Here is a 13370-nt window from a genome sequence, read left to right on the forward strand (position 1 = left end):
GGATAACCTGGTGAGCATCGAAACGGATTACTCCGGCGTCTGGATCGTCATTCCCGCCTTCAACGAAGCCGCTGTCATCGGTGAGGTGATAGGCGATGTGCGCTCGGTTTTTGACAACGTCGTGTGCGTGGACGACGGCAGCGCCGACGACACCGGCGAAATCGCCAGGCGTGCCGGCGCGCACTTGGTGCGCCACCCGATCAACCTGGGGCAGGGCGCGGCCATCCAGACCGGCGTCGAATACGCCCGCACCCAGCCCGGCGCAGGGGTTTTCGCCACCTTCGACGCCGACGGCCAGCACCGCGTCAAGGACGTGGCCGCGATGGTCGAGCGGCTACGCGCGGGCGACGTCGACGTCGTCATCGGAACGCGGTTCGCTGCGCCCCAGGGCAGCCGGCCGCCGTTCGTCAAGCGCATCGTGCTGCGGACCGCGGCGCGGTTGAGCAGGCGCGGGCGCCGGCTTGGCTTGACCGACACCAACAATGGGCTGCGGGTGTTCAACAAGACGGTGGCCGACGGGCTGAACCTCACCATGAGCGGCATGAGCCACGCCAACGAGTTCGTCATGTTGATCGCCGAAAACCATTGGCGCGTGGCCGAATTGCCGGTCGAGGTGCTCTACACCGAGTACTCGAAGTCGAAGGGGCAGCCCCTGCTCAACGGCGTCAACATCATCTTCGACGGGTTTCTGCGAGGGAGGATTCCGAGATGAACTGGATTCAGGTGCTGCTGATCTCCTCGATCGTCGCGCTGCTGGTCTACCTGCTACGGTCGCGCCGCAATGCGCGGTCCCGGGCCTGGGTCAAGGTCGGCTACATCCTGTTCGTGCTGGGTGGGGCCTACGCCGTGCTGCGGCCCGACGACACCACCGTGGTCGCGCACTGGTTCGGGGTCCGCCGCGGGACCGATCTGATGCTCTACGCGCTGATCATGGCTTTCAGCTTCACCACGCTGAGCACCTACATGCGATTCAAGGACCTGGAGTTGCGCTATGCGCGGCTCGCGCGTGCGGTTGCGCTCGAGGGCGCGCTGGCGCCGGACGAGGGCTAGACGGTCTGCACGCCGCGAAAGTAGTCGACCGTGCGGCGCACGCCGTCGTCGAGCCGAACCTGCGGCCGCCAGCCCAAAACGCTTTCGGCCAAGCCAATGTCGAGGCAGGATCGCTTCAGGTCGCCCAGCCGCGGTGGGTGAAACTCCGGGTCGTCGGGCCCGCCGACGGCTGCGGCCACCGCCGAATGCAGCTGGCGGTCCGAGGTCTCTATCCCGGTGCCGATGTTGAAGCGCTGCCCGCCGCCCGCTTCCCCCGCGGCCTTGACGAACGCGTCCACCACGTCGTCGACGAACACGTAGTCGCGGGTGTTGGTGCCGTCGCCGAACACCTTTGTGGGCTCACCCGACAGCAGCGCCTGGGCGAAAATCGCCACCACGCCCGCCTCGCCGTGCGGGTCCTGGCGCGGCCCGTAGACGTTGGCGGGCGCGATGTGCGAGCAGTCCAGGCCGTACAGATGGCGAAAGGTGTTCAGATAGATTTCCCCGGCCACCTTGCCCGCGGCGTACGGGGACGCCGGATCGGTGGGCACCGTCTCGGGGGTGGGATAGCGCGGCGGGGTGCCGTAGATGGATCCGCCCGACGACGTGTGCACGATTTTGCGGACCCCGCTGCGGCGTGCGGCTTCGGCCAGCCGCACGGTGCCGACGACGTTGACCGAGGCGTCGAATTGCGGGTCCGCCACCGAGTGCCGCACGTCGATCTGCGCCGCCAGGTGAAACACCACCTCCGGCCGGTGCTCGTCGAGGATGGCGTTCAGGTCGGCCGTCACGATGTCCGCCTCGACGAAGACATGCGCCGGATTGTCGGCCAGGTGCTCGAGGTTGGTCGCGCGGCCGCTGGCGAAGTTGTCCAGCCCCAGCACCGTGTGACCGTCGGCCAGCAGACGGTCGACTAGCGTCGACCCGATGAATCCGGCTGCCCCGGTGACCAGTGCGCGCACCGGCCCACCATACAGAGTGGTGTCCGCGGCGGTCGCGCTGATCGCGGTGCAGCTGGTGATCCGCGCCGTGCTGGCCTTCGGCGGCTATTTCTACTGGGACGACCTGATTCTCATCGGCAAGGCCGGCACCCACGGCCTGCTGTCGCCGTCGTATCTGTTCGACGACCACGACGGCCATGTGATGCCGGCCGCTTTCCTGCTCGGCGGCGCGATCACCCGGCTGGCTCCCCTGGACTGGACGTGGCCGGCGATCAGCCTGGTGGTGCTGCAGCTACTGGCGTCCTTGGCCCTGTTGCGCGCGCTCTACGTCATTCTGGGCTGGCGCTGGGTCCTGCTCCTCCCGCTCACCTTCGCGCTGTTCACCCCGCTGGGTGTGCCCGGGTTCGCGTGGTGGGCGGCGGCGCTGAACTCGCTGCCGATGCTGGCGGCGCTGGCCTGGGTGTGCGCCGACGCGATTCTATTTGTCCGCACCGGCAACCAGCGCTACGCGGTGACCGGGGTGCTGGTCTACTTCGGCGGGCTGCTGTTCTTCGAGAAGGCGGCCGTGATCCCGTTCGTGGCGTTCGCGGTGGCCGCCCTGCTGTGCCATGTGCGCGGCGAGGCGGCGGCGCTGCGCACGGTGTGGCGGGCGGGGCTGCGGTTGTGGATCGCGTCGCTGATCTTGACCGTCGCCTGGGTGGCGCTGTATCTGGCCGTGGTCAACCAGCAGCGCTGGAGTTCCGACGTGGCGATGACGTGGGATCTGCTCTCTCGATCGGTCACGCACGGGATCGTGCCGGGGCTGGCCGGCGGGCCGTGGCACTGGGACCGCTGGGCACCCGCGTCGCCGTGGGCCACTCCCCCGCCGGCGGTGATGGCGGTCGGCTGGCTGATACTGGCCGGGCTGCTCGCGCTGTCGCTGGCGCGCAAGCAACGGATCGGGCCGGTGTGGCTGACCGCGGCCGGTTACACCGTCGCATGCCAGGTGCCGATCTATCTGATGCGGTCGTCGAAGCAGACCGCCCTCGAACTCGCCCAGACCCTGCGGTATCTGCCGGACCTCGTCGTGGTGCTGGCGCTGCTGGCCGCCGTCGCGCTGTGCGCGCCCAACCGGCCTCCCTCGGCGCGGTGGCTGGACGCGTCGCGGTGGCGCGCGGTCGCGGTGACGGGTTTGGCGGGCTTGTTCGTGGCCAGCAGCCTGTACTCCACGGCGACGTTCCTGACCAGCTGGCGCGACAATCCCGCCCAGCCGTATCTGCGAAACGCCCGGGCCGGGTTGGCCGCCGCGCGCGCGGCCTCGAACGCGCCGATGCTCGATCAGGAGGTCGATCCCCTGGTTTTGCAACGAGTGGCCGCACCGGAGAACCTGGCCAGCCACATGTTCGCGCTATTGCGGGATAGGCCCGAATTCGCTGCGGCGACAACGCAATTGCGCATGATCGACAGTTCCGGGCGGGTGATCCCCGCGAGAGTCACCTGGATTCGGACCATCGCGCCGGGACCCATGCCGCACTGCGGCTATTTCGCGCAGCCGGACAAGCCCGCCCGCCTGGCCCTCGACGGTCCGCTGCTGCCCGCCGACTGGACCGTCGAACTGAACTATCTGGCCAACAGCGACGGTTCGATGACGCTGTCGCTGACGCAGGGGCCCGATGTCAAGGTTCCGGTGCGTCCGGGGCTGAACCGCGTCTTCGTCCGGCTGCCGGGCGCCGGCGACGCGATCACCGTCCGGGCCAACACCGCGGCGCTCTCGTTGTGCCTCGCGTCGGGGCCGGTGGGTTTCGTCGCGCCGGCCTAGCGCGCGGTTAGCTCGGCCAGGGCCTGCGAGCGCGCGGTGACCGCCTTGACGGACGCGACGGCGCCGTCGGCGACGTGGGCGATCCCGGCGGCGTGCAGCGCGGCCGGTTTTCCGACGAATTGTTCGGCGCCCGCGCCCAATCCACCCCGGTATGGGCCGCGGATCGTGACGTGGAAGGGGACGTCGTCGCCCGCGGAAAAGAGGTCGTTGACGACGACGTCGCGGGGATCGAGCACTGGTTCATATGTTGCGCCGGTGCGCTCGTCGTCGATCTCGTGCACGGGGGCGGCGGCGAGGTCGCCGTTTTCCAACCACGTGCGCACGGTCTTTTCGGCGTCGGGATCGGCGGGCACCGCCTCGGTCGACGTCCAGGGATCGATGTGGGGCGGAATCAGCGGATGGGGTTGGCCGCTGGCGATCTGCGCCCGCATCGCGAAGTAGTCCTGCTCGACGTAGTTCTCCGTCAGCCGGGTGCCGTTCCACTTGTAGAGCCCGATGCCGCGCCAGCAGGTGAGGGCTCGCGATTCTCCTGCCGGCATGGCCGCGTGCTCGCTGAAGTGCATGCACAGCCGCTCGCCGTTGAGCACGAACTCGTGCACGGCGATGCCCAAACCCGGTGCGGCGTCGAAGATCTGACGAACGGCCTCGGCATAGGTGGTCGACCGGACGAGCGCCAAGCCGTTGATGTGCACCACGTAGTCGGGCTCCATGATCTGCGGGCAGAGCGATTGGTCGTGCGAGTTCGTGTAGTCGATGCAGTACTTGCGCATCAGTGCGACGAAGGGATGCATGTCACTGTCCGGCGAAGGGGCCGAGAAGCTCTGGTACCCGCAGGGATTCGGGAACGCGCTCGACACCGATGGCCCGGTCGATGGCCTCGTGCAGGTAGTAGATGCGCCGCTCGTGGTAGCCGAGCCGCACCGACCCGAGGGTGCCCGCGTCCAGCGATCGCTGCGTGCCGGGCAGGACGTCGAGGTCTTCGAACAGCACCTGGGACAGGGCCGCGATGACGGCGTCGTTGGTCTGCGCGTCGGTGCCCAATGACGAGCACCAGTGGACGCTGTACGTCGACGTGGCCGGGCCGGTCGGCCAGTTGGTGATCAAAAAGACGAACCCGGTGCCGTTGAACACGATGCTCAGGTTCGGGAAGACGTGGTAGGAGAACGTGCCCCGGAACGGCAGATCACCGAGGCCGGGAAACACGCTCGGAAACGGCGAGAGGGACTCCCCGTCGATGCCGTCGCGATAGGAGACGAGCATGCGGGAATGGCCGTTGGGCAACAGCTGGATGCCGGTCGCGGACTGTTGCAGTGCCCGGGCCGCCGAGGCGCGGTGCACGTAGTTGACGTGGTAGGTCTCGAGATTGGCGTCTACCGGCAGCTTCCAGTTGACGGGAACGTCCCGCACCGTGCGATTCACCAGGTGTAGCCGGCCGTCGAGCTCGCCGAAGTCGCTGAGATCCTCACCGACGGAGGCGAGATAGCGCGACAACGGCGGCGCGCCCGGGTCGAGGTTGACGAAGACGAGCGGGCCCCACGACTCGCACCGGACCTCGGCCAGGCCGTGGCACTCGGGGTCGAGTCCGGCGAAGTTCGACGCCTCGGGGTAGCCAACCAGCTTTGTACGTCCAAGCGTGGAAGGGACACGTGAGCCTGCGGCCGACGTTTCCGTGCGGCTCCTCGACGAGCGCGGCGCCCCGATGCCGGCAGGTGTTGTAGAAGGCGCGAACGAGGTTGTCGCGCCCGCGGATCAGTATGACCGGCTTGTCGAGTTGCTCGAGCAGCAGGTAGTCGCCGGGGTTGCGCAGCTGGTCGGCGTGGGCGACGAACAGCCAGGAGCGCGAAAAGACCGCGGCGGCTTCGAGTTTGGCGAAGTCGACATCGGAATAGCGTCCGGCGGGCACGGGCGGCAGCACCGGGAACTCCGGCGGGTATGCCCGTCGCTCGGCTTCGGCGCGGGCGTCCCGCTTGACCCCGTCGATCAGCTGGGAGCTCATCACCATTCCCCGAGTATATGAACGGTAACTCATTTATCAAGACATCGTCGCCAATTCCCGCAAGAATGGCCCCATGCCGAACACGAAGGCTCCCGCGCGCCGCCCCCGGGGCCGCCCGCGCAACTCGGACGGACAGGCTACCGCCCAGCGGCTCCTCGACGCAGCCGCGGCGGTGTGCGTCGAAAGGGGATTCGAGGGCAGCACCCTGCCGCGGATCGCGGAGCGCGCGGGCGTCTCGCCGACCGCCGTCTACAACCACTTTCACAGCCGTGAGGAGTTGCTGTACGCGGCCGCGGTGCGTGCCCTCGACCAGATCACCGCGGCGGCGCTGCGCACGGCCGGCGGCGAGCAGACCCTGCAAGCCATCGCAACCGCCTACCTACGCCCGGAAATGACACAGCACCGGCGGCTCATCGCCGAATTGCATCTGGCCAGCCGGCGCGATGAGCGGTTGGCGTCCTTGATCGCGCAGTGGCACCGCGACTACGGCGACCGGTTCGTCGGGGCGCTTTCGGGCACCGATCCAAACCCGCGAGCCACGACGAAAGTCGTGTTCCTGCTGCTGCTCGGGCTATGCCATTTCGATGACGTCTCGGCGATCAGGGCGCCGCGCGCCGCGGTCACCGAGCGGGTCGAGCGCATGATCGAGATGCTGGTGCCGGGGACGGTCCATTCTCGTTAAGCCGCAACGACTTACACGAGCCTCGGCTCAAGGTGCGAGCTGGACATGGCCCTTCGGCGGAGGCTGGGGGGAGGGCGGAGGCGGCGGCGGAGGCGCCTCGGGTGGTGGCGCGGGTGCCTCGGGTTGTGGCGCGGGCGCTTGCGGCTGTCGGGGCGACACCGGCTGTGGTGCACGAGGTGGCGGTGCCGGGGCTGGCGGCGCGAGCTGCTCTACCGTCGGTGCCGGTATCTGTGGATCGGGCGTAATGTCCCCCACCGGGGCCGGCCCGATCAAAGCGGTCGCGTTGAATGTCGTTGGTAGCTGGCGCAAATCGTTCGCCGCGCCATGAGCCCACGTGGCTGTGCCCATCAAGGCGGCGATCACCGCATACTTGCATGCCCGTCGCGCCGCGGCCCGAAAGTCCAATGGTGATGCACGCCTACAACCGGTTACGATCTCCATCATTGCAGGCGCCAGCCGCCGTGACTGTTACCTCTGGGTGTCGATTAATTGAGATGCCGAGCGGGTGACACCGAAGAAATGGGACTCCTGCCGTGCGCACCGGGATCATCCGCCTCGCAGCCGCTCTGGCTGGCGGCTCGGTGGCGCTGACGGCGGCGACTATTTGCGCTGGTGGGGCAGGCGCCGACACTCAGCAGGATCAGTTTCTGGCGAGGCTCCAACAACTGCAGATACCCGCCCTCGATGGCGTGCCGGGTCTCGTCTACCACGCTCATCAAATTTGTGGCGACCTCGACAGCGGCACACCGGTCGAGGCCGCAGTGACAGATGTGATGAACAAGGCGTATGACGACAATCCGTCCTTACGCGCAATGCCCGCTCGCGCCAGAAGGACCGCGGTCAGATTCGTCACCGCGTCGGTGGACGTCTACTGTCCCAGCCATCAAGGCGAGCTTCCTCCGGGCTGAGGTGCCGACGCTCGCACGGCAGGTAGTCGGAGCCGCCTGGGGGAATCGAACCCCCGACCTATTCATTACGAGTGAATCGCTCTACCGACTGAGCTAAGGCGGCACACCCGCACGGCGGGCGGGACGAGTCTACGGCAGGCGGGCGGGGGCGCCCAACTCGCCGGATCTCAATCGCGCAGTTCCTGGCCGATGGTCGCGACCATGGCGTCGACCGCGAACTTGGGTTTGACGTTGATCGCCAGCGCTTCACGGCATTCCAGGACGGCCTCGATGCAGCGCAGTAACCGCTCGGGGGTGGCATGGGCGGCCAGCGCGCCCACCCGCTCGGCCATGTCGGGGTGGTTGGCCCGCACGGCGCCGGCATCCGCCGAGACCACCAGCGCGTCGCGGAAGTAGGTCGCGAGGTCGATCAGCGCCCGGTCCAGCGCATCGCGCGACGCGCGGGTCTGCCGCGACTTCTGCCGTCGCTCGAGGTCCTTCAGAGCGCCGGTGGCCCCGCGCATCGCGGATGCGGTGCCTTTCCCCGAGCCTCCTGCGCCGAGCGCCGTGCGCAGCTCTTCGGTCTCGGCCTCGGCGCGGTCGGCGGTCAGCACGACGGCCTCGGTTTCGGCCGCGGCCACCAGCTCCTCGGCGGCCTCGTAGGCCCGCGACGGGGTCGCGGCGTCGCGCACCAGTCCCAGCGCCCGCTCCCGCCGCTGCCGGGCCTCGGCGTCGGTGGCCAGCCGGCGCGCCCGGCCCACGTGACCTCCGCTGACCGACGCCGCCCAGTTCGCGGTGTCGGCATCCAGGCCGTCGCGCTCGATCAGCACGCGCGCGATGGCCTCGGTCGACGGGGTCACCAGTGCGACGTGCCGGCAGCGGGATCGCAGCGTAACCGCGATGTCCTCGGGGTCCACCGATGGCGCGCACAGCAGGAACACCGTCGACGGCGGGGGTTCCTCGACGACCTTCAGCAGGGCGTTGGCCGCGCCCTCGGTGAGCCGGTCGGCGTCCTCGATGACGACGATCTGCCGGTGTCCGGTGGTGGGCCGGCGCGAGGCGATCTGCACGATCGCCCGCATCTCATCGACGCCGATGGACAGGCCCTCGGGGATCACCCGCCGCACGTCGGCGTGGGTGCCGGCCATCGTGGTCGTGCAGGCCCGGCAGCTGCCGCAACCCGGCTCGCCGTCGGAGGTGCACTGCAACGCCGCCGCGAAGCACACCGCCGCGACCGACCGACCGGAGCCCGGCGGGCCGGTGATCAGCCACGCGTGTGTCATAGTCCCGTCACCCGCGGGGCTGTGGTCCAGGTCACGGCGGGCGGCCCGAGCGGCGGCGAGCAGCGCGGCCTCCACCGCCTCCTGGCCCACCAGCCGTGTAAACACTCCGGACATCACCGGCAACACTAATGACGCCGACCGACGGATACCGATCGGCCACCAAACCGGGACAATTCCGTTATGTTTCGCGGCGTTTGGCCAGCACGGGACGACTGGCCGAGGGGTTTATAGGTTTCCAACTAGTCCGTGCCGACCGATACGGTGGGTTGGTGGCAACCGAGGCAGCACTGCCCGGGCGAATCAGCGCGTTCGTCCGGTGGGTGGTGCGCACCCCGTGGCCGCTGTTCGCATTGAGCATGTTGCAGGCCGACATCATCGGCTCGCTCTTCGTGTTGGGCTTCCTGCGCTACGGCCTGCCGCCGCAGGATCGCATTGAACTGCAGGATCTGCCGACGGTCAACCTGGCCATCTTCGCCAGCTCGTTGGTCGTCCTGTTCCTCGTCGGTGTCGTGGTCAACCTGCGGCTGTTGGTGCCGGTTTTCCGCTGGCAGCGCCGCGACAACATGCTCGCCGAGGCCGACCCGGCCGCCACCGAGCTGGCGCGCAGCCGCGCGCTGCGCATGCCCTACTACCGCACGTTGAGCACCATCGTGTACTGGTGCATCGGCAGCGTGGTGTTCATCGTCGCCAGCTGGTCGGTGGCCCGCTACGCCGCGCCCGTGGTGGCCGTCGCGACCGCGCTGGGAGCGGCGGCGACCGCGATCATCGGCTACCTGCAGTCCGAGCGGGTGCTGCGGCCGGTGGCCGTCGCCGCCCTGCGCAGCGGGGTCCCGGAGAACGTCAAGGCTCCCGGCGTCATCCTGCGGCAGATCCTGAGCTGGATGCTGTCCACCGCGGTGCCGCTGCTGGCCATCGTGCTCGCGGTGGTGGCCGACAAGGTGTCGCTGCTGCACGCCGCACCGGAGAGTCTGTTCAACCCGATCCTGTTGTTGGCGTTGGCGGCGTTGGGCATCGGGCTGATCAGCACCCTATTGGTGGCGATGTCGATCGCCGACCCGCTGCGCCAGCTGCGCTGGGCGCTGTCGGAGGTGCAGCGCGGTAACTACAACGCGCACATGCAGATCTACGACGCCAGCGAATTGGGTTTGCTGCAAGCGGGTTTCAACGACATGGTGCGCGACCTGTCCGAGCGGCAGCGGCTGCGCGACCTGTTCGGTCGCTACGTCGGCGAAGACGTCGCGCGCCGGGCGCTGGAGCGCGGCACCGAGTTGGGCGGGCAGGAGCGCGACGTCGCGGTGCTGTTCGTGGACCTGGTCGGCTCGACTCAGCTGGCCGCGACGCGCCCGCCCGCCGAAGTGGTCCATCTGCTCAACGAGTTTTTCCGCGTGGTGGTCGACACCGTCGGCCGGCACGGCGGGTTCGTCAACAAGTTCCAGGGCGATGCGGCGCTGGCGATCTTCGGTGCGCCGATCGAGCACCCGGACGCATCCGGCGGCGCGCTGGCGGCCGCGCGTGAGCTGCACGACGAACTCCTCCCGGTGATCGGCTCGGCGGAGTTCGGCATCGGGGTGTCCGCGGGCCGGGCAATCGCGGGCCACATCGGGGCGCAGGCCCGCTTCGAGTACACCGTGATCGGCGATCCGGTCAACGAGGCCGCGCGTCTCACCGAGCTGGCCAAACTCGAGGCCGGGCACGTGCTCGGGTCGGCGATCGCGGTCAGCGGCGCGCTGGACGCGGAGGCCCTGTGCTGGGACGTCGGAGAGGTCGTCGAGCTGCGCGGGCGCGCCGCACCCACTCAGCTGGCCCGGCCGCTGCAGCTCGCCACTCCGGCCGAAGACACACCCGAGCGCGCGTCCGAAGAGGTATCCAGCGAGATCATGTGACCCGCCGGATCAGCTACGCCTGGCGGCCTTCTTCGCCGGCGACTTGCGCGCCCGCGACGTCTTCCTGGCGGGCCGCTTGGCCGGGCCACGGGCCCGCCGGTCGGCCAGCAGTTCGGCGGCGCGCTCGTCGGTGATCGACATGACGTCGTCGCCCTTGCGCAGGCTGGCGTTGGTCTCGCCGTCGGTGACGTAGGGACCGAATCGGCCGTCCTTGACGACCATCGGCTTGCCCGACGCCGGGTCGGTTCCCAGCTCCCGCAGCGGTGGCGCCGAAGCGCTTTGGCGCCCAGAACGTTTCGGCTCGGAGTAGATCTTCAGCGCCTCGTCGAGCGTGATCTCGAAGATCTGATCCTCGGTCGTCAGCGAGCGAGAATCGGTGCCGCGCTTCAGGTATGGGCCGTAGCGCCCGTTCTGCGCGGTGATCTCCTCACCCGATTCGGGATCCACGCCGACGACGCGGGGCAGCGACAGCAGCTTCAGCGCATCCTCGAGGGTGACCGTCTGCAGGTCCATGCTGCGCAACAGCGAACCCGTCCGGGGCTTGGGGCCGGTGGCCTTCTTGCCCTTCTTGGGGGGCTCGCCGTTGGTGTCGGCCGGGGGCTCCGGCAGGACCTCGGTCACGTACGGCCCGTAGCGCCCGTCCTTGGCGAGGATCTCGTGGCCGGTGTCCGGGTCCACCCCGAGCACCCGTCCCTCTTGCGGGGTGGCGAAGAGCTCTTCGGCGACCTCCAGCGTCAGCTCGTCGGGCGTCAGGGAGTCGTTGAGGTTGGCCCGCTGCGGCGTCGGTTCGCCGTCGTCGCCGGTGATCGTGCGCTCCAAGTAGGGCCCGTTCTTGCCGACCCGGACGTAGACGGGGCGGCCCTGCGCGTCGTCAAACAGCTTGATGGAGTTGACTTCTCGAGCGTCGATGCCCTCGAGGTTGACGCCGACGAGCTTCTTCAGGCCACCGGAGCGGGCGATCGACTCCGGCACGCCGTGCTCACCGCCGAAGTAGAAGTTGTTCAGCCACGTGGTTCGCTGCTCGTTGCCCGAGGCGATCTCGTCGAGCTCGTCTTCCATCGCCGCGGTGAAGCCGTAGTCGACCAGCCGGCCGAAGTGTTGCTCCAGCAGACCGGTGACGGCGAACGCGACCCACGAGGGCACCAGGGCGCTGCCCTTCTTGTGCACGTAGCCGCGGTCCTGGATGGTCTTGATGATCGACGAGTACGTCGACGGACGCCCGATGCCCAGCTCCTCGAGCGCCTTCACCAGCGAGGCCTCGGTGTAGCGCGCCGGCGGGTTGGTGGCGTGGCCGTCGGGGGTGAGCTCCAGGGCGTCCAGCCGCTGCCCCTCGGTGAGGTGCGGCAGCCGCCGCTCGGCATCGTCGGCCTCGCCGCCGGCCAGCTCGTCGACGGTTTCCACGTACGCCTTGAGGAAGCCCGCGAACGTGATGGTGCGTCCGGTCGCGGAGAACACGACCTGCCGCTCGCCGGAGGTGCCGGCGATTCGCAGACTCAGCGTGGTGCCGCGAGCGTCGGCCATCTGCGAGGCGACCGTGCGCTGCCAGATCAGCTCGTAGAGGCGGAAGTCGTCGCCGTTGAGTTCGCGGCGCACCGCGTCCGGGGTCGCGAACGTCTCCCCGGCCGGACGGATTCCCTCGTGCGCCTCCTGGGCGTTCTTCACCTTGCGGGTGTATTGGCGCGGCGATGCAGAGACGTACTCCTCGCCGTAGAGCTGGCGGGCCTGGGTCCGCGCGGCGTTGATCGCCGACTCCGACAGCGTCGTGGAGTCGGTACGCATATAAGTGATGTAGCCGTTCTCGTAGAGCCGCTGGGCGATGCTCATCGTGCGCTCCGCGGAGAAGCGCAGTTTTCGGCCGGCCTCCTGCTGCAGCGTCGACGTCATGAACGGCGGGTACGGGCGCCTCGTGTAGGGCTTCTCCTCGACCGAGGCCACGCTCAGCTGCCCGCCGCGCAGCCCGGCGGCCAGCTCGGTCGCCTGAGCTTCGTCGAGCACCACGACCTCGTCGGCCTTGCGCAGCGCGCCCAGCGAATCGAAATCGCGGCCGGTGGCCACGCGCAGTCCGTCGACGTTCGTCAGGCGGGCGATGAAGGTGGGCGGCTGGGCCTGCGGGTCGGACACGCTGGCGTCCAGCTTGGCGATGACGTCCCAGTATGCGGCGCTGCGGAACGCCATCCGGTCGCGCTCGCGCACGACGATGATGCGGGTCGCCACCGACTGCACCCGGCCCGCCGACAGCTTGGGCGCGACCTTCTTCCACAGCACGGGGCTGACCTCGTAGCCGTACAGCCGGTCCAGGATGCGGCGGGTTTCCTGCGCGTCGACGAGGTCGATGTCCAGGTCGCGCGGGTTTTCGGCCGCCTCAAGAATGGCCGGCTCGGTGATCTCGTGGAACACCATCCGCTTGACCGGAATGCGGGGTTTGAGGGTTTCCAGCAGGTGCCAGGCGATGGCTTCGCCCTCGCGGTCGCCGTCCGTGGCCAGATAGAGTTCGTCGACGTCCTTGAGCAGGCCCTTCAGCTCGGTGACGGTGCTCTTCTTTTCCGGGCTGATGATGTAGAGCGGTTCGAAGTCGGCGTCGACGTTGACCCCGAGCCGCGCCCACGGCTCGGACTTGAACTTGGCCGGAACGTCGGCGGCGGCGCGCGGCAGGTCGCGGATGTGGCCGCGCGAGGACTCGACGATGTACCTCGAGCCCAGGTAGCTGGCTAGTTTGCGCGCCTTGGTCGGCGACTCGACGATGACAAGTCGCCGCCGGCTCCCATTTCCGCTGGTGCCGCGGTCTTCTTCGTCAGCCAACTGCGCTTACGCTCCATCTCTTGTCCCGGCCCCCCTGCGGGACCGCCCTGCAGGAAGAATGACAGGCCGGCT

12 protein-coding genes and 1 tRNA gene are annotated in these 13370 nt (G+C 68.8%); 6 read left to right on the top strand and 7 right to left on the bottom strand.

Annotation, left to right across the window (positions count from 1 at the left end; genetic code table 11):
- The first annotated feature begins 10 nt into the window (after positions 1-10).
- Both ACQI5H_RS21090 and ACQI5H_RS21095 read left to right on the top strand, forming a co-directional pair.
- Complete coding sequence (locus ACQI5H_RS21090) at positions 11-712, top strand: glycosyltransferase family 2 protein (protein WP_427081244.1); 702 nt, start codon at positions 11-13, stop codon at positions 710-712.
- A complete protein-coding gene (locus ACQI5H_RS21095; RefSeq protein ID WP_427081245.1) occupies positions 709-1050 on the top strand; it encodes a DUF2304 domain-containing protein in 342 nt (113 codons plus the stop codon). The genes ACQI5H_RS21090 and ACQI5H_RS21095 overlap by 4 nt, the downstream gene beginning before the upstream one ends.
- Here ACQI5H_RS21095 and ACQI5H_RS21100 read toward each other — a convergent pair.
- The gene (locus ACQI5H_RS21100; protein ID WP_427081246.1) at positions 1047-1991 is read right to left on the bottom strand and encodes an NAD-dependent epimerase/dehydratase family protein; all 945 of its coding nucleotides are present in this window, start codon (positions 1989-1991) and stop codon (positions 1047-1049) included. The genes ACQI5H_RS21095 and ACQI5H_RS21100 overlap by 4 nt on opposite strands.
- Between ACQI5H_RS21100 and ACQI5H_RS21105 the strand changes: the two genes are divergently transcribed.
- The gene (locus ACQI5H_RS21105; RefSeq protein WP_427081247.1) at positions 1957-3768 is read left to right on the top strand and encodes a hypothetical protein; all 1812 of its coding nucleotides are present in this window, start codon (positions 1957-1959) and stop codon (positions 3766-3768) included. The two genes, ACQI5H_RS21100 and ACQI5H_RS21105, sit on opposite strands and share 35 nt — an antisense overlap.
- On the opposite strand, the gene ACQI5H_RS21110 is transcribed toward ACQI5H_RS21105, so the two are convergent.
- Genes ACQI5H_RS21110 through ACQI5H_RS21120 form a run of 3 tightly spaced genes read right to left on the bottom strand, consistent with a single transcriptional unit; the run spans position 3765 to position 5770 of the window.
- The gene (locus ACQI5H_RS21110; RefSeq protein WP_427081248.1) at positions 3765-4559 is read right to left on the bottom strand and encodes a hypothetical protein; all 795 of its coding nucleotides are present in this window, start codon (positions 4557-4559) and stop codon (positions 3765-3767) included. The genes ACQI5H_RS21105 and ACQI5H_RS21110 overlap by 4 nt on opposite strands.
- A 1-nt stretch (position 4560) precedes the next feature.
- Positions 4561-5259: an RHO alpha subunit C-terminal catalytic domain-containing protein gene (locus ACQI5H_RS21115; protein WP_427081249.1), complete on the bottom strand. Its 699-nt coding sequence runs from the start codon at positions 5257-5259 to the stop codon at positions 4561-4563.
- Positions 5231-5770, bottom strand: a complete 540-nt coding sequence (locus tag ACQI5H_RS21120) for an aromatic ring-hydroxylating oxygenase subunit alpha (protein WP_427081250.1) — start codon at positions 5768-5770, stop codon at positions 5231-5233. The genes ACQI5H_RS21115 and ACQI5H_RS21120 overlap by 29 nt, the downstream gene beginning before the upstream one ends.
- Before the next feature lie 67 nt (positions 5771-5837).
- Here ACQI5H_RS21120 and ACQI5H_RS21125 point away from each other — a divergent pair, with 67 nt between their 5' ends.
- Together ACQI5H_RS21125 and ACQI5H_RS21130 are read left to right on the top strand one after the other, a co-directional pair.
- Positions 5838-6446: a TetR/AcrR family transcriptional regulator gene (locus ACQI5H_RS21125; RefSeq protein ID WP_427081251.1), complete on the top strand. Its 609-nt coding sequence runs from the start codon at positions 5838-5840 to the stop codon at positions 6444-6446.
- A 533-nt stretch (positions 6447-6979) separates the two neighbouring features.
- Positions 6980-7354, top strand: a complete 375-nt coding sequence (locus tag ACQI5H_RS21130) for a DUF732 domain-containing protein (RefSeq protein WP_427081252.1) — start codon at positions 6980-6982, stop codon at positions 7352-7354.
- 30 nt (positions 7355-7384) lie between these two features.
- Here ACQI5H_RS21130 and ACQI5H_RS21135 read toward each other — a convergent pair.
- Positions 7385-7457, bottom strand: a tRNA-Thr gene (locus tag ACQI5H_RS21135).
- A gap of 64 nt (positions 7458-7521) precedes the next feature.
- On the bottom strand, positions 7522-8730 hold the full coding sequence (locus ACQI5H_RS21140; protein ID WP_427081253.1) for a DNA polymerase III subunit delta': 1209 nt from the start codon (positions 8728-8730) through the stop codon (positions 7522-7524).
- 98 nt (positions 8731-8828) lie between these two features.
- On the opposite strand from ACQI5H_RS21140, the gene ACQI5H_RS21145 reads away from it, so the two are divergent.
- Complete coding sequence (locus ACQI5H_RS21145) at positions 8829-10499, top strand: adenylate/guanylate cyclase domain-containing protein (RefSeq protein ID WP_427081299.1); 1671 nt, start codon at positions 8829-8831, stop codon at positions 10497-10499.
- 9 nt (positions 10500-10508) lie between these two features.
- Here the strand turns inward: ACQI5H_RS21145 and topA are convergent, their stop codons facing one another.
- Positions 10509-13298, bottom strand: a complete 2790-nt coding sequence (topA, locus tag ACQI5H_RS21150) for a type I DNA topoisomerase (protein ID WP_427081254.1) — start codon at positions 13296-13298, stop codon at positions 10509-10511.
- Positions 13299-13370 lie beyond the last annotated feature (72 nt).

The organism is Mycobacterium heidelbergense (assembly GCF_050205645.1).
Taxonomy (GTDB): Bacteria; Actinomycetota; Actinomycetes; order Mycobacteriales; family Mycobacteriaceae; genus Mycobacterium; species Mycobacterium heidelbergense_A.